We start from the raw sequence: 23,114 nt of genomic DNA on the forward strand, positions 1-23,114 counted from the left end.
AAGGAGCCTGCATGAGCACTCACAATGACAACCCTGTACTGTTCGGCAATGGCGATGAGTTGCTCAGCAACCATTCCAACAACCCGCACATCAATGAACTGATCAGCCGCCGCCAGGTGCTGGCCGGCAGCGCCGCGCTCGGCACACTGGCCTTTCTCGGCAGTGCCATGCCCAGCCTGGCCGCAGCCGCGGAACCGGCAGCCACTGACCTGGCCAGATCGCACTTCAAGCCGCGCAGCAAACTGCCGTTCAGCGCCGTCGCCACCAACCGCGCCGACAGCATCACAGTACCGGCCGGTTACCGTGCCACGGCCTTTATTCCCTGGGGCACGCCGATTACCGGTGCCTATCCCGCCTACCTGGACGATGGCAGCAACAGTGCCCAGGACCAGGCCGAGCAGTTGGGCATGCACCATGACGGTATGCACTTCTTCCCGATCGATGCACAGCGCGATGGCCGCAAAAGCGACCACGGCCTGCTGGTGCTCAACCACGAATACATCGACGCGCCACTGCTGCACCCCAATGGCCCGACCGTGGTAGCCGGCAAACGCAGCAGCGCCGAAGAAGTGCGCAAGGAGATCAACGCCCACGGCGTGTCTGTGGTGGAAATTCGCCGCGGCCTCGACGGTAACTGGAGTGTCTTGCCAAGCGCGCGCAACCGCCGTATCACAGGGGCCACCCCCATGCAGATCAGCGGCCCGGCACGCGGCCATGCCCTGCTGAAAACCCGTTACAGCCCACAAGGCACGGCGACTCGCGGCACCCTGAACAACTGTTCAAACGGCTTTACGCCCTGGGGCACCTACCTCACCTGCGAGGAAAACTGGGCCGGTTACTTCGCCAGCGCCGACGCCGACATGCCGCGCGAGCTGAGCCGCTATGGCCTGCGCAGCAGCAGCCGTTATGGCTGGGATACCCTGCCGGGCGATGAGTTCGAGCGTTTCAATGCCACGCGCAAGACCACCACGGCCAGCGCCGACTACCGCAACGAACCCAACCACTTCGGCTGGATCGTCGAGATCGATCCGTTCGCCCCGGAGTCGGCCCCGATCAAGCGCACCGCCCTCGGTCGTTTCGCTCACGAAGGCCTGGTGTTCGCCCCGGTAAAACCGGGCCGCCCGGTGGTGTGCTACTCCGGTGATGACTCGCAGAACGAATACATCTACAAATTCGTCAGCCGTGAAAAGTACCGCCCCGGCCGCAGCAATGGCCGTCTGCTCGATCAAGGCACCCTCTTCGTCGCGCGCTTCAATGCCAACGGCAAGGGCGAATGGCTGGCCCTGGATATTCACGACAAGCAGTTCCAGAGCGCCTGCACGGCCGCCGGGGTGAGCTTTGCCGACCAGGGCGAAGTGTTGATCAACACCCGCCTGGCCGCCGATATCGCCGGTGCCACCAAGATGGATCGCCCGGAATGGGGCGCGGTCAACCCGGACAATGGCGAGGTGTATTTCACCCTGACCAACAACACCGCGCGCACCACCGCCGATGCCGCCAACCCGCGCCCGGCAAACGCCTTCGGCCATATCATTCGCTGGCGCGAACTGAGCAAGGATTACGGCGGTCGACGCTTTGCCTGGAGCCTGTTTATGCTGGCCGGCCCGGAAACCGACAGCGTCGGCCCGAACGGCAAGCCATTGACCGCCGACAACCGCCTGGCCAGCCCGGACGGCCTGTGGTTCGACAGCGAAGGTCGCTTGTGGATCCAGACCGACATGAGCGGCAGCCAGCTCAGCAGTGGCCCGTTCGGCAACAATCAGGTACTGGTCGCCGAGCCGCGCACCGGTGAACTGAAACGCTTCCTGGTGGGCCCACTTGGCTGCGAGGTGACGGGTATTACCGCCACCCCGGATTTCCGCACTCTGTTTGTGAATATCCAGCACCCGGGTGAAGGCTCCACCGCCACCAACCTGCTCAGCACCTGGCCAGACGGCCCAGGCAAACGCCCACGCTCGGCCACGGTGGTGATTACCCGCGAGGATGGTCGCCGTCTGCTGTAAGAGACTGTTTATAGTCTGCTGCGCGTCGGCCCTGCTGCGTTGAAAACAGGCTCGGAATGCTCATGTACAACAGTACACTCCGCTTCCTCGCCTGTTTGACCAGCCGGAGGCTGTTACTGGCGTAGCGCCTTGCATGGCTCTAGCTCGCGAGACTCTAAAAAGTCTCTAAGCCGCAGGTAACTCAGTGACCGGCCAAGCCTGGCCGGTCACTTTTCGCTGTGACAGACTCGCACCCTTCCCACCTACAAGAAGAGCGCGTCCATGCCCAGCAACCGCCTGAGCCGTATTGTCAGCAAGATCCATCAACTGCCCAAGGCCCTGCACAGCCCGGCGCTGTCGTTCCTGTTCGGCTCCCAGGTGAAATTTGCCGGCACCGCCAAGGTGCGCGTGCATACGCTGACCGAGCAGCAGGCGATCATGAGCATCGCCAACAAGCGCAAGGTGCAGAACCACATCAACGGTGTACATGCTGCCGCCATGGCCTTGCTGGCCGAATCCGCCACGGGTTTTCTGGTCGGCATGAGTGTGCCGGACGACAAGGTGCCGCTGATCAAAAGCCTCAAGGTCGACTATTTGAAGCGCGCCACCGGCAGCCTGCGCGCCGAAGCCAGCCTGACAGCTGAACAGATTCAAGCCATTCACACCCAGGACAAAGGCGAAGTGCTGGTCGCGGTGACGGTCACCGACGAGGCCGGCATCCAGCCGATCCAGTGCGAAATGCTCTGGGCCTGGGTCAGCAAAAAGCGCTAAGCGCATCCCAGCACCCAGAGCTACTCTGAATACGCCGCAAGCGGCGGCGTGATTCAGGAGCATCGCGGGTGCGCGGAAAACCTCTTCTATTGGGCGGCGGCCTGATCGTTCTGGCCGTTACCAGCACGCTGTACTGGCGCTTGCAGGCCGATACACCGGCCAGTCCTGCTGCCACGGCGACGATGTCTGCGACCAACACCGACAGGCTGGCAGTGCCTGCGCCCAGCAATGCCGAACAGCAAGCGTTGCTGGGCAACCCCGCCGTGCAAGCGCAGGAACAGCGCCTGGCCTTTCATGCGGCTTACCGCGACTTTGTCAGTAATGCGGCCAAGCTGTCGTCGCCGCAGCGTGAAGCGCAAGCACGCGCCCTGAGTGAACAGATCGAAGCCTACGAGCAGCGCAGTGAACTGGCCATGAGCGAATCGTTGCTGCTGCAACTGGGGCTGATCCAGCTCACCGCCAGCGACGAGCAGGAGCAGAAGGAGCAAGCCGCCGCCCTGGTGGCTCGCTATAAAGCCCGCAGCGCTGAGCAGGCCGCCAAAGCCCCCGCACCAAGTGCCGAGTTTCAGCGCTACAAGACCGATGAGAAACGCATCGTCGCCGAGGTCATGAGCATGGACAGCATTCCCGCCGGTTTGAGCCGCGATGAATACCTGCGCCAGCGTCTGCAACAGGCCCGCGAGCAGCATTATTGAGCCTCGGGCGTTGCCTGCGTGGGCAACGCCCGAGTTGCGTCAGAGCAACTGGTCGAGGGTGAAATACAACAGGTTGAACGGTTTGTTGCGATCCGCCGTGTCGCTCAGTTCTGAAGCCTCCAACACCGGGCCGCTGCCATTCATCACGTTATTGATGAAGTCATCCAGTTGCAGGTTCTGCTCCTGAATATCGGCATTGGCGAACTCGATGATGCTGGTGCAATGGCTCTCGTTGACCGCGCGGTACTGCGGAAAGTAACCGCCCACATTCGGTAGATTGGCCAACTCGTCGCGCAGCCGGCCGGTGTCCACCGCCCACTTGGCGTGAATCAGCGCCTCCTTGCTGGCCTGGTCCGGTGCATTGGCGATCTCCGGGTAGAAGCGCTCATAGGAATAGGACGAGTAGTTGAGGTCCTTCCAGAAGTGCGTATGGCCCATGCGATCGCCTGCCAGGTTGCTCGACAGCGCCGGGTAGAGGCTGCCGAGGTTGTTCAGGTTAAGCCCCGGCAAGCGCGACTGCAGATAAGGCAGCGGCCCGGCATCGAGGCCCCAGGCGCTGCGGATAAACCCTTGCAGCGGCAGCGAAGGATAAGCCGTCGTGCCGCCACCGCTGATGGCGCTGAAGACCGGCCCCGAATCGTTGATCAGGAAACTGCGCGTCGGCGCAATATCCTGCCGGGTCGGTGCGTAGTTGGTCAGGCTACCCGCGCCGCCGGCACTGCAACCGGTGGTCAGCATCTGCGTCGGGCGCGGCAGGTTGTCCTTCAGCCAGCCGACCACGGCGCGCATATTGCGCAGGCCATTGTGGTGCCAGATCAATGGTGCCTGCTGGCTTTGCGGGTCCTGGTAGACCGCCACCTTGTCACCGGAATAGATATCGCCGGTGCAGTACGGCACGTAGACCATGTTCCAGTTCTGGGTTTTCACCCGGGTCCAGGGATGCAGGCGTACAACAAAGGGGCTGACCAGGCTGGCTCCCGGGTTGAGCAGGCTCATGTAGTCATTGGGAATGCCGTCGGGGTTGCGCGCGCCGCGAATGCCGCTCTGCCCAGTGCAACTGGCGTAATCCCAGCACGCACCGCCGCCTTCCATATAGATGATGGTGTTGCGGGTATTGGGCACCCGGTTGACGAAGAACTTGTAGGGCGAGCCGTTGCCGCAGACCGCCCCGGTTTGCGGTGCCATCTGCACGGTTTGCCAGGCGTAGTAATTGGCCGGTTTGAAGCCGCTGTCGAAACCGCTCGGGTTGGCCAGCAGTGGGTACGGCCCGAGGCGCTGCGCCGGCGTGACCTTGCTGTCGGCCGCCGGCGCGACCACCAGGTTGCTCAGGGTTTGCCAGAAGTTGTAGTCGCCCTGCTCGGCCTGTACCGGCAGAGCCAAGGCGGAAACCAGCAGCGGCGCGACGCCGCGCCGAAGAGCTATCGCTACAGACATGGTGAGTCCCTCATCTTGTTGTTTTCGATGGGTCCACATACCCGAGCCGTTGTACGAATCCCCTCCAGCTGTCACCCCGAATCAGCCCATCACCCACTGGAGACTGCCCATACACCGCGCCGAAGCAGCAGTAACTGCGCGTACCCAAACGTGTCGCCACCGCTCAACACTCGAGCTGGCCTGGCGATTCATGCACGCTAGTCCAAGAAACTCCGGACAACCATTGGGCTAAATACTGATTGGATATAGCGCGGCACTTTTTAAGCGGTAGACGTTATCTGTCACACGCTCCGCGCCAGTGCTTTTGCAGCGGGCAGAAAAAAGGGAAGCATCGCTTCCCTTTTCACCACTCGCAGACAGGCGCTAGATACGGAACTGCCGCACCAGCGTGCCGAGGCGCTCGCCCAAGGCGGCCAGGTTGCGCGCGGTCTGCGCGCCCTGCTGGGTTTCATCGGCCACGCTGTCGACCGCCACGGCAATTTTGTGCACGCTGCGGTTGATCTCTTCGGCCACGGCGGTCTGCTCCTCGGCGGCGCTGGCGATCTGCGCGTTCATCGCGTTGATGGTGCCAATCAGCTGGGCGATGGCATCCAGCGAGGTACCGGCGCGGTTAGCCTGCTCGCTGGTCACATCGCCGGCATCGCTGGAGCGGCGCATCGAGGTCACCGCATCCTGGGTGCCCTTCTGCAGGCGATCGATCATGCCCTGGATTTCCTGGGTGCTCTGCTGAGTGCGGCTGGCCAGCGCGCGTACCTCATCGGCCACCACGGCAAAGCCGCGCCCCGCTTCACCGGCCCGCGCCGCTTCGATGGCCGCGTTGAGCGCCAGCAGGTTGGTCTGCTCGGCAATCGAGCGGATCACATCGAGCACGCTGACAATCGATGACACGTCTTTTTGCAGGTTATCCAGCGACACGCCGCTGTCGCGGATGTCCTGCACCAGGGTATGGATGCGCTCGATGCTGCCATCAACCACCTGCTTGGCGGCCTGGCCCTCGGTGTCGGTCTTCTGCGCGGCTTCCGCTGCGCCCTGCGCGCTCTGCGCCACTTCATGAGCCGCTGCGGACATTTCGTTGATCGCGGTGGCCACCTGATCGGTCTCCTGGCGCTGACGCTCCATGGCTTCTTCCGAGCGCTGGGCCTGCGTGGCCACCTGGCCAACCAGTTCGGTCAACTGACCCGTCATGCCAACGATCTGCCCGACCAGGCCGTGGATTTTCTCGACAAAGCGGTTGAACGAGCCAGCCAGTTGACCCAGCTCGTCGTCGCCACTGATCGGCAGGCGGCGGGTCAGGTCACCCTCGCCGGCAGCGATGTCATCGAGATTGTCCTTGATCTGCTGCAACGGGCGCAGGAAGGTGTTGCTGAGCACCACGCCGACAATGCCGAACACCACCAGCAGCACGCCGGCGATGATCACGATGCTGGTGATGATGGTGCTGATGCGCTCATCGATCTCGACCTGTACCTGGGCAATCTGCGCTTCGACGCCATCCAGGTTGATGGCGGTGCCCAGGGCCATGTCCCATTTCGGCAGGTAGTAACTGTAGGCCATTTTCGGCACCAGCACCGCGTCATTGGTGGGCAGCGGCGAGCTGTAGTTGACGTAGTAGCTGTTGTTCTTCGCGACATTTACCAGTTCGCGGTTGATGTACACGCCATTCGGGTCACGGCGGTCGGCCAGGCTCTTGCCGACATCCACCGGGCTGTCACCGCGGAATAGGCGCACCACATTGGAATCATGGCCGAAGAAGTAGCCATCCTTGCCGAACTTGATCTTCGACAGCACGGCGATCGCCTGCTCGCGGCTGGCCATGTCACCAGGGCTGGCCTGGTCATAGAGCGCCTGCACCGAGCCAAGGGCGATCTGCACATAGTGCTCCAGCTCGTTGCGGCTCTCGTCCAGCAGGCGCTCGCGGGTTTCGATGATTTCCTGCGCCGCCAAGCTTTGCAGCACCTTGGCCGCTGCGCCGCTGAGTACCACGGCGAACAGCAGCACCGGGATCAGTGCCAGCAGCACTACCTTAGATTTCAATGTAAGACGCATCGGGCAAGTCCTTGCTTAGCGATACAGCGGAATAAAAACGGGGCTACCGGTTTATCGGTAGCCCCGCTGAAAGATTGAATTCGGGCGGCAATACTCAGGCCCTAGGCGCTGCGTACAGCGGTTAAATCACCATAGCTGCTACCCAACCGAATACCAGCAACGGCAGGTTGTAGTGCAGAAAGGTCGGTACCACGCTGTCCCAGATATGGTTGTGCTGGCCGTCGACGTTAAGCCCGGAGGTTGGCCCAAGAGTCGAGTCGGAGGCTGGCGAACCGGCATCGCCCAGCGCGCCGGCGGTGCCGACGATGCACAGAATGGCCAGCGGGCTGAAGCCCAGCTGCATACCCAGCGGCACGAAGATAGCGGCGATGATCGGCACAGTGGAGAACGACGAGCCGATGCCCATGGTCACCAGCAGGCCAACCAGCAGCATCAGCAGCGCGCCAAGGCCCTTGTTATGGCCAATCAGGCTTGCCGAGCTGTCGACCAGGCTCTTGACCTCACCAGTGGCCTTCATCACTTCGGCAAAACCGCCCGCGGCGAGCATGATGAAACCGATCATGGCCATCATTTTCATGCCTTCGGTGAACAGGTCGTCCGCCTCTTTCCAGCGCACCACACCGGAGACCGAGAACAGGATAAAACCGCTCAATGCCCCGAGGATCATCGAGTCCAGCCACAGCTGCACCACGAAGGCCAGCGCAATGGCCGCACCGGCAATCAGCAGGCTCAGCGGGTTGTAGGCCACATCCACACGCTCGGCCTGCTCGATCTTGGTCAGGTCGTAGACACGCTTCTTGCGGTAGCTGAACAGCACGGCCACCAGCAGACCGAACAACATGCCCAGCGCCGGAATCGCCATCGCCTTGGTCACGCTCAGGCCCTGGGTGGGCATGCCTGAACTGGCCACGTTGGCCAGCAGGATGTCATTCAGGAAGATGCTGCCAAAGCCCACCGGCAGGAACATATAAGGCGTGATCAGGCCGAAAGTCAGCACGCAGGCGATCAGCCGGCGGTCCAGTTGCAGTTTGCTCAGCACATACAGCAGCGGCGGCACCAGCAACGGGATAAAGGCGATATGAATCGGCAACACGTTCTGCGAGGCAATCGCCACCAGCAGCAACAGTGCGATCAGCATCCACTTGAGCCAGCCAGCACCCGCGGCTTCCTGCTTGCCGACCAGGGCCAGGGCCTTGTCCGCCAGCGCGTGGGCCAGGCCGGACTTGGCAATCGCCACGGCAAACGCACCCAGCAAGGCGTAGGACAATGCAACTGTCGCACCGCCGCCCAGGCCTTTGTTAAAGGCTGCCAGCGTGCCGTCGATACCCAGGCCACCCAACACGCCACCGGCTACCGCACCGACAATCAGGGCTACCACCACATGCACGCGGCACAAGCTGAGAACCAGCATGATTCCCACTGCCGCAACAACTGCGTTCATCAATTTTCTCCCGCCATAAATAGGTCCGCGAAGGCTTCAGCCCTCTGTGGAAACTGCGCCGGTTCGGCGAAGGGCGCGTACTCTGCACAATGCGCGCTGGCCTGTCAAAACAGCCGTAAATTATTTAATACGGGGCGTCGCTAATTTCGTTTAATCTCGCGACTTGAAGCCGCCGCTGGCCTGCATCTTGCTGCGCTCACCTTAGAGAAAGTACTTAAAGAAAAGCCCCTAACCGCCGATAGGCGCTCTAAGCCTCACCCATAAAAGGTCCTGATTTATGCTGTTCAGCCGCCTCTCCATCCAACTGAAAATCACCCTGCTGGCAGGCCTGTGCTTGCTGGCAATTGTCGCGGTACTGGTCTCGGCTTCGGTGATCCAGGCCTCACGCAGCGCCACCCTGGTCAAACAGGCCAGCAGCAGCATGCTGGAAGAGTCGGCGCGCCTGCGCATGGCCGCGCGCGGCGAGTCGCAGGCACTGCACATGCAGCGTTATTTTATGGACGCCTATCAATATGGCCGCGGGGCCGCGAGCCAGGTGCTGTTTATCCGCGAGCAGGCGGAAAAGCGCTTTCTCGATGCGTTCGACCTGCGCGAAGACCTCAACCGGCAGATCAGCAGCGCGCTCAAAGCCAACCGCAGTCTGCTGGGCATTTATGTGGTGTTCGAGCCCAATGCCCTGGATGGCAAGGACGACCTGTTCGTCGACCAGGACAGCCTCGGCAGCAACGACAAGGGCCGCTTCTCCATTTACTGGTCGCAGGCCGATAACGGTGAGCCGAGCGCCGAGGCCATGAAAGAGGCCGATTTGAGTGACACCACGCCAGGTATCAGCGGTGCGCCCTATAACGCCTGGTACAGCTGCCCGCTGCAGCAGAAAAAGGTCTGCCTGCTCGACCCCTATATTGATGATGCGGACGGGGTGAAAACCCTGATGACCAGCATTGCCTTTCCCCTGGAACAGGGCGGCAAGGTGATTGGCGTGCTCGGCGTGGATATCAGTCTGGCCAGCCTGCAAGAGCTGAGCGCTAGCGCGCACCAGAGCCTGTTCGACGGTGCCGGCCATGTCAGCATCATCAGCCCGGCTGGCCTGCTGGCCGGCCACAGCCGTAACAGCAGCCTGCTCGGCGGCAAACTGGAAAAAGCCTTCACTGAACAGCACCGCGAGATGGTCAGCCTGGTGGCCAGCAACCGTCCGGAAGTTTTGCACTACAAAGGTGCGCTGCAGGTGCTGCAACCGCTGCTGCCGATTCCCGAATCCAAGCCCTGGGGCGTGTTGATGGAGGTGCCGGAGAAGGTTCTGCTGGAGCCGGCCACCCGCCTGGAAGCGGAAATGGATGCGGTGGGGACCCGTAATACGGCCATCTCCCTGGGCCTGGGCCTGGCTGCCGGGGTGATTGGCATTCTGCTGATCTGGCTCACCGCGCTGGGCGTGACTCGGCCGATTCTCGGCGTGGCCGCCATGCTGAAGAATATCGCCAGTGGCGAAGGCGACCTCACCCGCCGCCTGGAATACGCCAAGCAGGATGAACTCGGCGAACTGGCCAGCTGGTTCAACCGTTTCCTCGACAAGCTGCAACCGATCATCGCCGACGTTAAACGCAGCGTGCAGGACGCGCGCAGCACCGCCGACCAGTCCGCGCTGATCGCCAGCCAGACCAGCGACGGCATGCAGCAGCAATACCGCGAGGTCGATCAGGTGGCCACCGCCTTCCAGGAAATGAGCGCCACCGCCCAGGACGTTGCGCATAACGCCGCGCAGGCCGCCGAGGCCGCGCGCACCGCCGACCTGGCCAGCCGTGAAGGCATGAGCGTGATCGGCAAGACCACCTCGACCATCGAACTGCTGGCCAACGAAATGAATGTGGCCATGCAGGAAGTCGAGGGCCTGGCCAATAGCAGCGAGAAGATTGGCTCGGTGCTGGAGGTGATTCGCTCGATCGCCGAACAGACCAATCTGCTGGCCCTCAACGCGGCCATCGAGGCGGCGCGTGCCGGGGAAGCCGGCCGCGGCTTTGCCGTGGTCGCCGATGAGGTGCGTAACCTGGCCAAGCGCACCCAGGATTCGGTCGAGGAAATCCGCCAGGTGATCGAAGGTTTGCAGAATGGCACCAAGGAAGTGGTCAGCACCATGCACAGCAGCCACCGCCAGGCGCAAGGCAGCGTCGAGCAAGTGGAACAGGCGGTGGTCGTGTTGCGCCGCATCAGTGAGGCGGTCAGCGTGATTACCGACATGAACCTGCAGATCGCCAGCGCCGCCGAAGAGCAGAGCTCGGTGGCCGAGGAGATCAACCGCAACGTGGCCTCGATCCGCGATGTCACCGAATCGATTTCCGGCCAGGCCGACGAGTCGGCGAAAATCAGCCAGAACCTCAACAAGCTGGCCAACCACCAGCAGAGCCTGATGGATCAGTTCCGCGTCTAACCTGCCGCGCCATTTTTGATGGCGCAGTTGACGCCATCGGACCGCCACTCTGGCGGCTCCTTCCTTGCTGCGCAGACTGGCCACCGCTAGTCTGCGTTTTTCTTTTTCAGAGGTGCACGATGCTCAATATTGCCTTGGTAGCAGGCTCCAGCCGCAGCAACAGTCAGTCGGGCAAGGTCGCTCGCTTTCTGCAACAGCGCCTGATTCAACAGGGCCATAGCAGCGCGGAACTCTGCCAGGTGATTGACCTCGGGCAGAATCCGCTGCCCCTCTGGCCAGCCGATGACAGCGGCCCCTGGGCGCAATACAGCCAACAGTTGCAGGCCGCCGATGCGCTGGTGGTGATTGCGCCCGAGTGGAATGGCATGGCCTGCCCGGCGATCAAGAACTTCTTTATCTACGCCGGCAAGGTGGAGCTGGCGCACAAGCCCGGGCTGCTGGTCGGCGTCTCGTCCGGCGTCGGTGGTGCCTACCCGATCAGCGAGCTGCGTGCCTCCAGCTACAAGAACTGCCGGCTCTGCTACCTGCCCGAGCACCTGATCGTACGTGGCGTCGAGAACGTGCTGAACAGCCCGAAACCGGCCGGTGACGACGATCAACGCCTCCATGCGCGCATCGACTACGAGCTGGATATTCTGCACAAGTACGCGCAAGCGCTGCGCCCGGTGCGTGCCAGCATCGACATGAGTAATCCAGCCTTTGCCAACGGCATGTAAAACGATAGCGGTGTGAGGGAGTTACCTCTTCACACCCGCTTCAACGGCAGCGTGACGCTGACCTGCAAGCCGCCCAGCGCGCTCTCGCCCAACTGCAGCTGGCCGCCCCAGGCATCGACGATATCGCGCACGATGCCCAGCCCCAAGCCATGCCCGGCGACCTGCTCGTCCAGGCGACTGCCACGGCTGAGCACCTCATCGCGCAGCGCCACCTCGATGCCCGGGCCATCGTCCTCGATCAGCAACTGATAACCCTCGGCAGCGCGTATAACCTGCAGGCACACCTGGCTGTCGGCCCATTTGCAGGCGTTATCCAGCAGGTTACCGAGCAGCTCCAGCAGGTCCTCTCGGTCCCAGGGCAAACGCAGCCCCGGTGCGGCCTGCCAGTCCAACTGCAGGTGCTTGCCATGGATCATCTGCAAGGTCGAGAACAGTTCCGGCAACTCGGTCGCGCAGTCAAAATGCGCGCCGGGCAAGGCCTCACCGGCCAAGCGCGCACGTCCCAGCTCACGCGCCACACGTTGTTCGATCTGCTGCAGTTGCCCGACCAGGCTGTCGCGCAGCTCCGGCAGCTGCTTCAGCTCTTCACGCGAGGCCAGGCTGACCAGCACCGCCAGCGGTGTTTTCAACGCATGACCGAGGTTGCCGAGGGCATTGCGTGAGCGCTTGAGGGTGTCTTCGGTATGTGCCAGCAGGTGGTTGATCTGCGCCACCAGCGGTTCCAGCTCCTGCGGTACCTGCTGGTCCAGCTGAGTCCGCTGGCCCTGCTGCAGCTGCATGATCTGCCGGCGGGTCTGTTCCAGCGGACGCAAGGCGCGGCCGACGATCAGACGCTGAAACAACAGCACCAGCACCAAGGCGGCCAGGCCAAGACCCAGGACGATCTTCTGCACCTGGCTGAAGCTGTTCAGTACGGGGGTGTAGTCACGCGCCACATGAATTGAGATCTGCTGGCCATAGCGTTGGTAGTCAGCGCGGTAGATCAGCCACTGCTGGCCTTGCGGACCGTCGCCCAAGGCCGCTTGCAGGCCTGCCTCGGCGGCGGGCTGCAGATCACGGTCCCACAGCGAGCGTGAACGCCAGGTCTGCTCGGCAAAGTCGATCCGGAAATACAGCCCCGAGTAGGGCCGCCTGAACGCCGCACTGAGGCGTCGCTCATCCAGCTGCAACCCCTTCGGGCCGCGAACCAGCGCGCTCAACAGCGTCTGCGCCTCATCCTGCAGCCCGGCTTGCAGGTAGCCGCGCAGGCTGCGGTCAAACAGCCAGAGGCTGCTCTCCGCCAACAGCAGGCCGATCACCAGCAACAGGCTGACCAGGCCCAGGCTCAGACGGCGCTGGATCGACCTCAAGCCAGATCTCCGCTGAAGCGATAGCCCTGGCCACGACGGGTTTCGATCACCTCGCGGCCGAGCTTGCGGCGCAGGTGGTTGACGTGCACTTCGATGACATTGGAATCGCGCTCGCTTTCGCCGTCGTACAGGTGCTCGGCCAGATGGCTTTTCGAGAGGATCTGCCCGACATGCAGCATAAAGTAGCGCAGCAGGCGGAACTCGGCGGCGGTCAGCTGTACTTCCTCGCCCGCACGGCTGACGCACTGGCGGCCTTCATCCAGCTGCAAACCGGCGGCTTCCAGTTGCGGCTGGTTGGCCAGGCCATGGGCGCGGCGCAGCAGCGACTGGATACGCAGCTGCAGCTCTTCGGGGTGAAAGGGTTTGCTCAGGTAGTCATCGGCACCGGCTTTCAGCCCCTCGATGCGGTCGGCCCAGGAGCCGCGTGCGGTCAGGATCAATACCGGTGTGGCCAGGCCAGCGCCGCGCCACTCCTGCAACACCTGCAACCCCGGCATGCCAGGCAAGCCGAGGTCGAGAATGATCAGGTCATAGGGTTCGGTCGCGCCCTGATAGGCGGCATCGCGGCCATCGGCCAGCCAGTCCACCGCATAGCCCTGACGCCCCAGGCTGGCCAGCAATTCGTCGGCCAGCGGTACATGGTCTTCCACCAGTAACAAACGCATTCAGTCGTCTACCTCGTCCTTAAGTACTGCGCCAGTGACCGCATGCAGTTCCAGCTCGCGGACGATGCCTGCGCTGGTCACCAGTTCGACTTCATAGACCAATTGGCCATCCTCTTCTTCCAGTTCGGCTTCCAGCAGTACCGCGCCGGGATGGCGTTCCAAGGCCACCTGCAGCAACTGCTCGAGGGGCAGAATCAGCCCCTCGCTGCGCATCTTCAGGACCTCGTCCTGATCCAGCTCGCGTGCGCTGCTGCTGAACGTCAGCGCGGCGAGCAATACGGCCAGAACGATCCGCCAAGGCCAGGTGCTGCTGTTCATCAATCGTCTCGTTGGTTCTTCAGGACCTGGCCATTGGTGGCGTCCAGTTCGATATCCCATTGCACACCTTGCGCGTCACGTACTTCAACCTGGTAGATGTAGCGGCCGTATTCTTCTTCCAGTTCGGTGTCTTCGGTCTTGCCGCCTGGGTGTTGCGCCAGAGCCGCGGCATTGAGTTTTTCGAAGGGCTGAATGGTGCCGGCGTCACGCAGTTTGAGTGCTTCATCCGGGCCCAGATCACGGGCTTGTACCAGGCCGGCAGTCAGGGTCAGGGCGGCAGCGGCACATACAGCGGTCAATGCTTTCATGTTCAATTTCCTCGTGGGGTTTGCTTTCGACAGAGTCCAAGTTACTGCACACGACTTAACTCAACCTGAATTTGCTTAAGGCCTTTGTACTCACCGATCAGTCCTAGGCATGCCAGCATCATTCATGCGCTGAAGTGGCTTGGCCTGGGTGCCAGGCGCTCTATAATCGCTGCCCTGCGCGACGGAGGCCAGCATGAGTGCGATTTTAATTAAGTCCCCTGCCCTGACAATTAAAGCCGGCAAACGGGCATTGGCGCGTATTCGCGAGCACGGCCTGCAACCGGCCGATGTCGGCATTCTGCCGGGTGCCGCCGGCGGCCCGAAAGCCTTGGGCATTCAAGGCCTGGACCTGGCCCTGTTCGGCGACTGGCTGTTACGTGCGCCACGTGAGCGTTCGCTGATTGGTGCCTCCATCGGTTCCTGGCGCTTCGCCAGCGCCTGCCTGCCGGATGCCGCCGCCGGCATTCGCCACCTGGGCGAGCTGTATACCGCGCAGCGCTTTAATAAAGGCGTGAACATGGCCGAGGTGTCGCACAGCTGCGGGCTGATGCTCGAGCAGCTGCTGGGCGAACAGGAGGCCAGCATCCTCAGCAACCCGCACTACCGCCTGAATATCGTCGTGGTGAAAAGCCATGGCCTGCTCCAGCACGACCACCGTGGCGCACTCGGCCTCGGCCTGTCGTCGGTGATCGGCAGCAACCTGATCGGCCGCCCGCGCCTGGCCAAACACTTCGAGCGGGTGATCCTGCACGACGCCCGCCTGGCGCCACCGCTGGGCGCGCTGCACGACTTCCCCTCACGCTACCTGCCACTCGATGGCAGTAACCTGCGTCATGCGCTGCTGGCGTCCGGTTCGATTCCCATGATCATGCAAGGAGTGCGCGATATTCCCGGGGCCGGCCCTGGCACTTACCGCGATGGCGGCCTGCTCGACTATCACCTCGACCTGCCCTACAGCGGCGAAGATATCGTGCTCTACCCGCACTTCACCGATAAGGTCATTCCCGGCTGGTTCGACAAGGGCATGCCTTGGCGCCGCGGCGACGGCGGGCGTTTGCAGGATGTTCTGCTGCTCGCCCCATCGCGTGACTACCTGGCGCGCCTGCCGCATGGCAAACTCCCCGACCGCAAGGACTTCAGCCGTTACCTGGGCGACGATGTCGGCCGCGAGCGCTATTGGCGGCGCGCCATGGAAGAGAGCCAGCGCCTCGGCGACGAATTTCTCGAACTGGCCGACAGCGGCCGCCTGAGCGAACGCCTGCAAGCCCTTTAAACACCACGCAGTGGCTGATCAGCCACGCACGCATGACCAAGGATGGCCAATGAAGCTCGCAGTCGCCATTATTCACGGCATCGGCACCCAGACCGACAGCCGTGATACCGAGGGCCAGCACGCCTTTGCGCAAAGCCTGATTGCCGGCCTGCGCCAGCGTCTGGGGGCGGATGCCGAGCAGGTGGCTTTCCAGAGCCTGTACTGGGCCAGCGTGCTGGATAAGCGCCAACTGGCCTTTCTCGAGCAGCTGCGCGACCAGCCGGTGCGCTGGCGCTGGCTGCGGCGCATCGTCACCCTGTTTCTCGGCGATGCCAGCGGTTACCGCAAGGTCAGCCAGGCTTACGACACCACCTATGAAGAAGTGCATCAGTGCCTGCGCAGCGGCCTCAATGCCCTGCGCGCCAAGGTCGCGGCCGACACGCCACTGGTGGTACTGGCGCATTCGCTGGGTGGGCATATCTTCTCCAACTTCGTTTGGGATCAGCAGCGCATCAACAAGGCCGAACAGTGCCCACTGGACCCCTTCCTCGCCCTGGAAACCCTCAGTGGCCTGATCACCTTCGGCTGCAATATCCCGCTGTTCACCTTTGCCTATGACCCGGTCGTGCCGATCCGTTTTCCCGGCCACTGCCTGCCCCAGGCTGTGACCGAGCAGGCGCGCTGGCTCAACCTGTATGCCCCCGCCGACCCATTGGGCTATCCCCTGCGGCCATTACCCAGCTACAAGGCGGTGGTCGCCGAAGATCGTGCCATGCCGGTTGGCCCCTGGTACAAGCGCCACACCCCGCTGAGCCACCTGGAGTACTGGGATGACCGGCACTTCCAGCGCTATATCGCCCGCTACCTGCACCAGCTGCTGAGCGCCTGCAACAGTGCCAAAACGCCGTAATGGGCCGCTGCTGTTAGCCTGAAATCTCGATAAACCGCCTAAAACTGTGATTTATCGGACAAATCCTTGCATTTTTAGGCACGCATGTGACTTAACGGTCAGCTTCGTTCATCAACAGCTATGACTGGCAAGCGTGGGTATCCCGTTTGCCCTTGTGTATTTGGGATCACTTTCGGAGAAACCGACCCCATGAACGCACCGCTGCGTTTTAACGAAGCCCTGCTGATTGCTGACCGCGCCTTTCAACCGTTCCAATGCGTCGCCTGGGCCCCGCAGGATGGCACCGGCAATCTCAGCCTGACTGTGATTGACCGTACCAGCACCCAACTGCTTGGCCGTACCCAACTGTCCAGCAGCATCTACAGCGACCCGGTGCAGTTTGCCGACGTGCTCAAGCAATCCCGCGAGCAGCTCAGCCAACAAGGTTTTGCCCTGGAACCATGGAGCATGCCGGAGTAATCCGCTGCTTTCGCAAGGGCTCTGAGCTGCCGATCGGCCCCTTTTGTCAGAGCCCTCACCTCCGCCCAATCGCCATCCGGCTACGTTGAAACCTGTGGGTTTATTGGTCTTGTTGCCAATAACTGGTTAAGCGCAAACTGCATCCATCGCTTACCAAAACGTCCTATGGGAGTTGACCATGCTGCAACTACGCCCCAACTGTGAATGCTGTGACCGCGATCTGCCGGCCGAGTCGAGCGATGCGCTGATCTGCTCATTCGAGTGCACCTTCTGCCGTGACTGCGCCACCGACAAGCTGCAGGGCATCTGCCCCAACTGCTCTGGCGAACTGCTTGCGCGGCCACGCCGCCCGGCAGCCAAACTGGTCAAAAACCCAGCCTCCAGCGAGCGCATCCACAAGCCTGAGGGTTGCCGGCAAGCCGGCTGATAGGCTCATGCACCGGCTGCGCGGCAACCCTGCGCAGCCGGTCGCCCGATGCGAGCAAAAGCAACTAAGCTGGCTGCAGGAGGTGCCTATGCACGAAGACGAAAACAAACCGCTGACGCTCTGGGAGATGCTGCAAAGCGTTCTGTCTGCGGCGCTTGGGGTGCAGAGCGGGAAAAACCGCAGCCGCGACTTCACCCGCGGCAAGCCAAGCCACTTTATCATCCTCGGGGTGTTGTTTACCGCGGTGTTCGTGCTGGTGATCTTCGGCATCGTCAAACTGGTGCTGCACTTCGCCGGAGTCTGAACTACTGCAACAAGGGTTTGATCGAGAAACCATAGTCCCTAATCTGCGGGTGATACAGGGCACTGAACTGGCGAAAATCCAGGCCATAACCCTTGACCTTGAGGCGCTTCTGCAGCCGCGCAGCCTGCTCGGCATCCAGCAGGCTGAACAGCTGATCGACCCGGTCCTTGCCCCCGCGCGCCGCAAAATCCAGGCCGGCGTGGTAGTCGTGCAGCATCACCATGGCCCAACCGCCCAAGGTGAAATGCCCGCCGACCAGCACATCGAATTGGCCGTCGATACGTGCCTGCAACACCTTGTCCGAGTTATTCAGGGCCGACAGGTGCACATCCTGGCCGGGTTTCTTGCCGAGTTCCCGCGCAGCCTGCAGCACGCCGAAGGCCATTTCATCATTGGCTGACCACAGCAGCTGCGCGTCCGGGTAGCGCGGCAACAACTGCTGCGCCTGCTCATAGGCGCGCTGCTGCTTCCATTCACCGTACACCAGCTGCTGCAACCTGATTTCTGGGTGTTCGGCCAAGGCGCGGTGCAGGCCGGCCTCACGCAAGGTGGAGGACGGCGTATGGCGCACCCCGGCAAACGCCAACATGCTGGCGGGCTGGCCCTTCTGGGTATCGATCAAGGCCTTGGCCATCCAATAGCCGGCTTCTTCGTCATTCGGTATCAGGCTGCCGATCCAGTTCTGGTACTGCTCACGGGAGCCGCCGACAATTTTCTGCTGCTCTGCCGTCAAGGTACTGTGCAAGGCAAACAGCTTAATCGGGCTTTGGGCAAACAGGCGTAGCAACTCGGGGCCGATGTAGCGCTCATTGACGAACACCAGGTAATCCGGCTGCTCCGGGCTGGTCAGCAAGGTACGGGCGATCCCTAGAACGCGCTGCGGATCGCGCTCGGCGTAGATCACCTGCAGTTGCATGCCCAGGTCAGCGGCAGCTGCCTGCATAAAATCGCTGTAACCCACCCAGAACGGCTCGTCGGAAAACCCCGGATTGAGAAACACCACGGACGCCGCAGCCTTGCCGCTATTAACGGGGTTCTGCGGCAAGGCCTGGGCCGACAGACTCAAAGCCAGCAAACACAAGGCACTGACAAGGCTTAACACTGAGCGCAACACGCCATACCTCCTGAAGTGGGCGCGGAGTATATCGGTAAGCGTAGGCGCTTCGTGCTCCGGCGCGGCGCACTCGCTACAATCGCAAACCACCTTTTCCCTTGCTTGCTGGAGTCGCATGTCGATCTTGGAAATTATCGCCTCAGCCCTTGGCGTATGGGCTGTCTGGCTGACGGTGCAACAGAACCGCTGGTGCTGGCCGCTGGGCTTGGTGATGGTGCTGATGTACGGCTGGATCTTCTATGACGGCAAACTGTACTCGAACATGCTCCTGCAAGGCGTATACGCCGCACTGCAGCTGTACGGCTGGTGGCAATGGACGCGTGGCGGCAGCAGCCACAGTGGCGTGCAGGTCAGCCGCCTGAGCAGCACGGGCCTGCTGTTCAGCCTGGGCCTCGGCAGCCTCGGCGCACTGGCCCTGGGCTACTTGATGGCGACCTATACCGACGCGGCCGCGCCCTGGCAGGATGCCGCGCTCAGCGCGTTCAGCCTGGTGGCGCAGGTGTGGATGGCACAGAAGCGTGTCGAATGCTGGCCGTTGTGGATCATTCTCGACCTGCTATTCGTCGCCCTATTTCTGCAACAGGGGCTGTACCTCACCGCCGGTCTGTATGCGCTGTTCACCTTGCTGGCAGTCAACGGCTGGCTGACCTGGCGGCGTGACCGCGCCCTGGGCAACGTATGAAGGTTCTGGTGCTGACCGGCCCGGAGTCCAGCGGCAAAAGCTGGCTGGCCGAGGAAATTCAGTCGGTGTTCGGCGGCCAGTTGGTCGGCGAATACGTGCGGCACTTTATCGAGCAGGAACAGCGCGATACCTGCTACGCCGATATCAGCCGGATTGCCCGTGGTCAGCTTGAGTGGGAAGACAGCGCCCGTGCGGCGCGCCCAGACTTGCTGATTCTCGACACCCACCTGCTGAGCAATATGCTTTGGAGCCAGGCGCTGTTTGGCGACTGCCCGACCTGGATCGAACAGGCCCTGCTTGAACGCGACTACCACCTGCACCTGCTGCTCGACCCGCTTGAAGTGCCCTGGGTCGACGATGGCCAGCGCTGCCAGCCCGAGCTCGCGCAGCGCATCAGCTTCTACAACCAGTGCAAGGACTGGCTGATCCAGCATCAGCAACCACTGCAATGCATCCAGGGCGACTGGACGCAACGCCGCACGCAAACCCTGGAAAGCATCCGGCAGTGGCTGCATACACCCTAGCCACGCATTCGGCAGCAACCCCACGTGCGCTGATTGCTTGCCTGTAACCAACCGCAGTCAAGCTGAACCATGCCAACCGGCAATTAACCTTGACAGACCACTTGCTATAGATGAATTAGCTTGGCATAAACCCTTCAAACAATAACGCTACAAGGAAGTATCGATGCGCATCCTTCGCCGGGTCCTGTACGGGGTTCTTCTGCTGCTGGCCGTGGTTCTGGTCGTGGCTGTCTACTTCATCGCCAATCCGAACCTGCCGGTCTACCAGCAGCCTGAGAAGCTCCACTACCTCGATCAGTGGACGCCAGAAGAGCGCCAGACCTACTACTACACGCCGCAGGGCACTCAGGTGAAAGGCCTGCGCTACGAGTGGTTCAGCGCCCTGGAGCTGCCATTCAGCAGCGCCAAATTCGCCACTCCGGACTACCTCGCGCGCTTTGGCTTTCTGATCGACCCGCAGCAACAGGCGAGCGCGCAGAACCCGGGCAATCTTCCCGTCGGCTTTGCCCAGCATGCCGATGCCGAAAGCGGCGAGCAGTACCTGGATATCAGTTGCGCCGCCTGCCACACCGGCGAGCTGCGTTACAAAGGTCAGTCGGTGCGTATCGATGGCGGCGCGGCGCTGCATTCGCTGGCCTCCACCGTACCCACGGTGCGCGGCGGCAGCTTTGGCCAGTCGCTCGGCATGAGCATGGCCTTTACCTATTACAACCCGCTGAAATTCCGCCGTTTCGCCAAGCAGGTGCTGGGCGACGAATACGAGGCGAAACACACGCAGCTGCGCCGCGACTTCAAGGTGGTGCTCGATCGCCTGCTCGGCACCGCCTTTAACGACTGGCACCGCGGCCTCTACCCGACCGAGGAAGGCTTTGGCCGTACCGACGCATTCGGGCGTATCGCCAACAGCGTCTTCGGCGATGCCATCGACCCAGGCAACTACCGCGTCGCCAACGCACCGGTGAGCTACCCGCAGGTCTGGGATATCTGGAAATTCGACTGGGTGCAGTGGAACGGCTCAGCCATGCAGCCCATGGCGCGTAACGTCGGCGAAGCCCTCGGCGTGGGCGCTACGCTGCGCTTATTGAACAGCAAAGGGCATGGCGTTGCCGAAGCGGATCGCTACGCCTCTAGCGTGCGCTTGCGCGACCTGTACACCCTCGAAGAAACCCTGAAGAAACTCAAACCGCCGACCTGGCCAGAACAGGTTTTGGGCAAGGTTGACCTGGCATTGGCCAGCCAGGGCAAAGCCCTCTTTAGCGAAAACTGCGCTTACTGCCACGCACCTAACCCGAAGAAGCCCGAAGACAGCTTTGCCCCGGCGCGCAACCCCGAATGGCGCATGCGCATCGTGCCGACCACGGAAGTGGGCACCGACCCAACCACCGCGGACAATATTGCCGATCACCGCTTTGACATCAGCAAGCTCGGCTGGACCCCAGCCGAGCTCGGCAAGCTGGACGTGAAGCTGTTTGGCGCAAGCGTGGACGCTATCGACATGCGCAAGATTTCCAGCGCCAAGGCCCTGGCCTATGTCACCGCCTACGTGGAAAACCGCGCCTACCGCGATGCCGGTATCTCCGAGCGTGAGCGCTGGCGCATGGACGGCTTCGGTTTGCCGATCGGCGTGCAGGAGCTGCGCGGTTACAAGGCTCGCCCGCTGGATGGCATCTGGGCCACCCCGCCCTTCCTGCACAACGGCTCGGTGCCCAGCCTGTTCCAGCTGCTATCGCCAGTCTCCGAGCGGCAAACCCAGTTCTGGGTGGGTAATTTCGAGTTCAACCCCAAGCAGGTTGGCTTCCAGAGCGAGAAATTCACCGGCGGCTTCAGCTTCGACACCCAGGTCACCGGCAACAGCAATCGCGGTCATGAGTTCCGCGCCGGCTGCCGCGCAGATGGCGTGATCGGCCGAGCGCTGCAACCCGAAGAGCGCTGGGCACTGATCGAATACCTCAAGGTGCTGGGTAACCCAGCGTTGGAGCAGCAATTGCAGCCGGTAGCCGCCAAGGAATGGACCCCAGGCCCTTCCTGCCAGAACTGATAGGGACACGCGCCTCTTTCTAGAGGCGCGATAACAATAATTCACAGGGATTTATCCAATGCTTAAACGATTTTGGCTGTGGCTTGGCCGCCTGCTCGGCAAACTCTTGTTAGTGCTGCTGGTAGTGGGCCTGGGTGGTTGGGCGATAGGCGCGGCCTACTACGGTTGGAAATTTTCCGGCCCGGTGTCCAGCGAAGAACAGATCCCCGCAGGTGAAGCGGCGCTGACCCAGAGCATCATCGAAGACGCCATCCGCGTGGTCGAACAACACCGTGACAACACCCGCGTACTGCGCGATGCGCACGCCAAAGGGCATGGCTGCGTAAAGGCGCAGGTCACCGTCAGCGCCGATCTCGACAGCAGCCTGCAACAGGGCGTGCTCAGCGAGCCGGGCAAAACCTGGCAGGCCTGGATGCGCCTGTCCAACGGCAACGCCTACCCGCAATTCGACCGCGCTCGCGATGCCCGCGGCATGGCCATCAAGCTGCTCGATGTACCGGGTGAAAAGCTCAGCAAGAACCCACAGCACGCCACTGAGCAAGACTTCGTGATGTTCAATCACCCGACCTTCTTCGTGCGTGACGTGGCCGAATACAAGAGCAACTTCGCCGCGCAAGCCAGCGGGCAGAAAGCCATGGCGTTTTTCCCCAGCTGGAACCCAACAACCTGGGAAATCCGCCACCTGATCATCGCGTTGAAAACCCTTGCCCCTGCGCCGGAAACCCCGGTGGCGACCACCTACAACTCCATTGCGCCGTTCAAGCTGGGTCAGCACAACATCAAGTATCGCGTCATTCCGCAGCCAGAAGCCTGCCCTGGCTACGAGCTGCCAGAGCAGAATCACGACCTGCCCAACTTCCTGCGCAATGCGCTCTATCAGCAACTGTCACTGGACCGCATGCCCGCCTGTTTTGCCTTGCAAGTACAGCGGCAGAACCCCGAGTACTACATGCCCATCGAAGACCCCAGCGTGGAGTGGAGCGAGAGCATCTCGCCGTTCGAAACGGTGGCGACCATCAAGGTACCGGCCCAGGATTTCGACAGCCGCGAGCAGAACCTGGCCTGTGACAATATGTCCTTCAACCCCTGGCACTCGCTCCCCGAGCATCGCCCGATTGGCGGTATCAACCGCCTGAGAAAGGCGGTCTACGAGGCGGTCAGCATTTACCGACTGGAACGCAATCAGCCATAAACTGTATCCAACTCTCGGCGGGACTCGGTTAACAGCGTTTGAACTGGTAACATTCGCGTCTTGAT

At 62.0% G+C, this 23,114-nt stretch carries 21 protein-coding genes and 2 pseudogenes; 15 read left to right on the top strand and 8 right to left on the bottom strand.

Annotated features, from left to right (window positions below):
* Positions 1–11 precede the first annotated feature (11 nt).
* The 3 genes from WBK23_RS12675 to WBK23_RS12685 all read left to right on the top strand — a co-directional run bounded on the left by WBK23_RS12675 (position 12) and on the right by WBK23_RS12685 (position 3,448).
* Positions 12–2,003, top strand: coding sequence for a PhoX family protein (locus tag WBK23_RS12675; RefSeq protein ID WP_424484299.1), 1,992 nt, complete (start codon positions 12–14; stop codon positions 2,001–2,003).
* A gap of 261 nt (positions 2,004–2,264) precedes the next feature.
* Positions 2,265–2,753, top strand: coding sequence for a DUF4442 domain-containing protein (locus WBK23_RS12680; protein ID WP_424484300.1), 489 nt, complete (start codon positions 2,265–2,267; stop codon positions 2,751–2,753).
* A gap of 68 nt (positions 2,754–2,821) precedes the next feature.
* Positions 2,822–3,448 (top strand): hypothetical protein, encoded by a 627-nt coding sequence (locus WBK23_RS12685; protein WP_424484301.1) that lies wholly within the window; start codon positions 2,822–2,824, stop codon positions 3,446–3,448.
* 39 nt (positions 3,449–3,487) lie between these two features.
* Here the strand turns inward: WBK23_RS12685 and WBK23_RS12690 are convergent, their stop codons facing one another.
* The 3 genes from WBK23_RS12690 to WBK23_RS12700 all read right to left on the bottom strand — a co-directional run bounded on the left by WBK23_RS12690 (position 3,488) and on the right by WBK23_RS12700 (position 8,369).
* A complete protein-coding gene (locus WBK23_RS12690; protein ID WP_424484302.1) occupies positions 3,488–4,882 on the bottom strand; it encodes a pectin acetylesterase-family hydrolase in 1,395 nt (464 codons plus the stop codon).
* 363 nt (positions 4,883–5,245) lie between these two features.
* Positions 5,246–6,928, bottom strand: a complete 1,683-nt coding sequence (locus WBK23_RS12695) for a methyl-accepting chemotaxis protein (protein WP_424484303.1) — start codon at positions 6,926–6,928, stop codon at positions 5,246–5,248.
* 121 nt (positions 6,929–7,049) lie between these two features.
* Positions 7,050–8,369 carry a Na+/H+ antiporter family protein gene (locus WBK23_RS12700; RefSeq protein ID WP_424484304.1) on the bottom strand — a complete coding sequence of 440 codons (1,320 nt, stop codon included), beginning with the start codon at positions 8,367–8,369 and terminating at the stop codon, positions 7,050–7,052.
* Positions 8,370–8,865: 496 nt separating this feature from the next.
* Here WBK23_RS12700 and WBK23_RS12705 point away from each other — a divergent pair.
* From WBK23_RS12705 to WBK23_RS12715, 3 genes and pseudogenes are all read left to right on the top strand, one after another.
* Positions 8,866–9,933, top strand: a pseudogene (locus WBK23_RS12705) (HAMP domain-containing protein); the annotation flags it as partial.
* A 345-nt stretch (positions 9,934–10,278) separates the two neighbouring features.
* Positions 10,279–10,791, top strand: a pseudogene (locus tag WBK23_RS12710) (methyl-accepting chemotaxis protein); the annotation flags it as partial.
* Positions 10,792–10,910: 119 nt separating this feature from the next.
* Positions 10,911–11,507, top strand: coding sequence for an NADPH-dependent FMN reductase (locus WBK23_RS12715; protein WP_424484305.1), 597 nt, complete (start codon positions 10,911–10,913; stop codon positions 11,505–11,507).
* A gap of 29 nt (positions 11,508–11,536) precedes the next feature.
* On the opposite strand, the gene WBK23_RS12720 is transcribed toward WBK23_RS12715, so the two are convergent.
* From WBK23_RS12720 to WBK23_RS12735, 4 genes are read right to left on the bottom strand one after another with little or no spacing between them, the layout of a single operon-like run.
* Entirely contained in the window at positions 11,537–12,856 is a 1,320-nt protein-coding gene (locus WBK23_RS12720; protein WP_424484306.1) for a sensor histidine kinase, read from the bottom strand.
* Positions 12,853–13,521, bottom strand: a complete 669-nt coding sequence (locus WBK23_RS12725) for a response regulator transcription factor (protein WP_424484307.1) — start codon at positions 13,519–13,521, stop codon at positions 12,853–12,855. Before WBK23_RS12725 ends, WBK23_RS12720 begins: the two co-directional genes overlap by 4 nt.
* A complete protein-coding gene (locus tag WBK23_RS12730; protein ID WP_424484308.1) occupies positions 13,522–13,839 on the bottom strand; it encodes a PepSY domain-containing protein in 318 nt (105 codons plus the stop codon).
* Positions 13,839–14,147, bottom strand: coding sequence for a PepSY domain-containing protein (locus tag WBK23_RS12735; protein WP_424484309.1), 309 nt, complete (start codon positions 14,145–14,147; stop codon positions 13,839–13,841). Before WBK23_RS12735 ends, WBK23_RS12730 begins: the two co-directional genes overlap by 1 nt.
* Before the next feature lie 193 nt (positions 14,148–14,340).
* Between WBK23_RS12735 and WBK23_RS12740 the strand changes: the two genes are divergently transcribed.
* The 5 genes from WBK23_RS12740 (at position 14,341) to WBK23_RS12760 (ending at position 17,499) form a co-directional block, all read left to right on the top strand.
* The gene (locus tag WBK23_RS12740; RefSeq protein WP_424484310.1) at positions 14,341–15,420 is read left to right on the top strand and encodes a patatin-like phospholipase family protein; all 1,080 of its coding nucleotides are present in this window, start codon (positions 14,341–14,343) and stop codon (positions 15,418–15,420) included.
* Between the two features lie 49 nt (positions 15,421–15,469).
* A complete protein-coding gene (locus tag WBK23_RS12745; RefSeq protein WP_424484311.1) occupies positions 15,470–16,309 on the top strand; it encodes a hypothetical protein in 840 nt (279 codons plus the stop codon).
* 189 nt (positions 16,310–16,498) lie between these two features.
* Positions 16,499–16,768, top strand: a complete 270-nt coding sequence (locus WBK23_RS12750) for a hypothetical protein (RefSeq protein ID WP_424484312.1) — start codon at positions 16,499–16,501, stop codon at positions 16,766–16,768.
* Positions 16,769–16,946: 178 nt separating this feature from the next.
* Positions 16,947–17,195, top strand: a complete 249-nt coding sequence (locus WBK23_RS12755) for a DUF1272 domain-containing protein (protein ID WP_424484313.1) — start codon at positions 16,947–16,949, stop codon at positions 17,193–17,195.
* Positions 17,196–17,283: 88 nt separating this feature from the next.
* The gene (locus WBK23_RS12760; protein WP_424484314.1) at positions 17,284–17,499 is read left to right on the top strand and encodes a DUF2970 domain-containing protein; all 216 of its coding nucleotides are present in this window, start codon (positions 17,284–17,286) and stop codon (positions 17,497–17,499) included.
* Position 17,500: 1 nt separating this feature from the next.
* On the opposite strand, the gene WBK23_RS12765 is transcribed toward WBK23_RS12760, so the two are convergent.
* The gene (locus WBK23_RS12765; protein ID WP_424484315.1) at positions 17,501–18,613 is read right to left on the bottom strand and encodes an ABC transporter substrate-binding protein; all 1,113 of its coding nucleotides are present in this window, start codon (positions 18,611–18,613) and stop codon (positions 17,501–17,503) included.
* Positions 18,614–18,728: 115 nt separating this feature from the next.
* On the opposite strand from WBK23_RS12765, the gene pnuC reads away from it, so the two are divergent.
* The 4 genes from pnuC (at position 18,729) to WBK23_RS12785 (ending at position 23,049) form a co-directional block, all read left to right on the top strand.
* Positions 18,729–19,295 carry a nicotinamide riboside transporter PnuC gene (pnuC, locus tag WBK23_RS12770; RefSeq protein ID WP_424484316.1) on the top strand — a complete coding sequence of 189 codons (567 nt, stop codon included), beginning with the start codon at positions 18,729–18,731 and terminating at the stop codon, positions 19,293–19,295.
* Positions 19,292–19,819 (top strand): AAA family ATPase, encoded by a 528-nt coding sequence (locus WBK23_RS12775; protein ID WP_424484317.1) that lies wholly within the window; start codon positions 19,292–19,294, stop codon positions 19,817–19,819. Before pnuC ends, WBK23_RS12775 begins: the two co-directional genes overlap by 4 nt.
* Before the next feature lie 163 nt (positions 19,820–19,982).
* On the top strand, positions 19,983–21,857 hold the full coding sequence (locus WBK23_RS12780; protein ID WP_424484318.1) for a di-heme-cytochrome C peroxidase: 1,875 nt from the start codon (positions 19,983–19,985) through the stop codon (positions 21,855–21,857).
* Positions 21,858–21,915: 58 nt separating this feature from the next.
* The gene (locus tag WBK23_RS12785) at positions 21,916–23,049 is read left to right on the top strand and encodes a catalase family protein (protein WP_424484319.1); all 1,134 of its coding nucleotides are present in this window, start codon (positions 21,916–21,918) and stop codon (positions 23,047–23,049) included.
* Positions 23,050–23,114: the final 65 nt, after the last annotated feature.

The sequence above is a fragment of the Pseudomonas sp. genome, from assembly GCF_049653025.1.
GTDB lineage: Bacteria > Pseudomonadota > Gammaproteobacteria > Pseudomonadales > Pseudomonadaceae > Aquipseudomonas.

Coding starts and splice junctions, on each gene's coding strand:
- WBK23_RS12735 (WP_424484309.1), bottom strand. CDS start 14,147: ATGAAAGCATTGACCGCTGTATGTGCCGCTGCCGCCCTGACCCTGACT.
- WBK23_RS12740 (WP_424484310.1), top strand. CDS start 14,341: ATGAGTGCGATTTTAATTAAGTCCCCTGCCCTGACAATTAAAGCCGGC.
- pnuC (WP_424484316.1), top strand. CDS start 18,729: ATGTCGATCTTGGAAATTATCGCCTCAGCCCTTGGCGTATGGGCTGTC.
- WBK23_RS12675 (WP_424484299.1), top strand. CDS start 12: ATGAGCACTCACAATGACAACCCTGTACTGTTCGGCAATGGCGATGAG.
- WBK23_RS12745 (WP_424484311.1), top strand. CDS start 15,470: ATGAAGCTCGCAGTCGCCATTATTCACGGCATCGGCACCCAGACCGAC.
- WBK23_RS12715 (WP_424484305.1), top strand. CDS start 10,911: ATGCTCAATATTGCCTTGGTAGCAGGCTCCAGCCGCAGCAACAGTCAG.
- WBK23_RS12775 (WP_424484317.1), top strand. CDS start 19,292: ATGAAGGTTCTGGTGCTGACCGGCCCGGAGTCCAGCGGCAAAAGCTGG.
- WBK23_RS12755 (WP_424484313.1), top strand. CDS start 16,947: ATGCTGCAACTACGCCCCAACTGTGAATGCTGTGACCGCGATCTGCCG.
- WBK23_RS12700 (WP_424484304.1), bottom strand. CDS start 8,369: ATGAACGCAGTTGTTGCGGCAGTGGGAATCATGCTGGTTCTCAGCTTG.
- WBK23_RS12730 (WP_424484308.1), bottom strand. CDS start 13,839: ATGAACAGCAGCACCTGGCCTTGGCGGATCGTTCTGGCCGTATTGCTC.
- WBK23_RS12690 (WP_424484302.1), bottom strand. CDS start 4,882: ATGTCTGTAGCGATAGCTCTTCGGCGCGGCGTCGCGCCGCTGCTGGTT.
- WBK23_RS12750 (WP_424484312.1), top strand. CDS start 16,499: ATGAACGCACCGCTGCGTTTTAACGAAGCCCTGCTGATTGCTGACCGC.
- WBK23_RS12680 (WP_424484300.1), top strand. CDS start 2,265: ATGCCCAGCAACCGCCTGAGCCGTATTGTCAGCAAGATCCATCAACTG.
- WBK23_RS12785 (WP_424484319.1), top strand. CDS start 21,916: ATGCTTAAACGATTTTGGCTGTGGCTTGGCCGCCTGCTCGGCAAACTC.
- WBK23_RS12780 (WP_424484318.1), top strand. CDS start 19,983: ATGCGCATCCTTCGCCGGGTCCTGTACGGGGTTCTTCTGCTGCTGGCC.
- WBK23_RS12760 (WP_424484314.1), top strand. CDS start 17,284: ATGCACGAAGACGAAAACAAACCGCTGACGCTCTGGGAGATGCTGCAA.
- WBK23_RS12725 (WP_424484307.1), bottom strand. CDS start 13,521: ATGCGTTTGTTACTGGTGGAAGACCATGTACCGCTGGCCGACGAATTG.
- WBK23_RS12695 (WP_424484303.1), bottom strand. CDS start 6,928: ATGCGTCTTACATTGAAATCTAAGGTAGTGCTGCTGGCACTGATCCCG.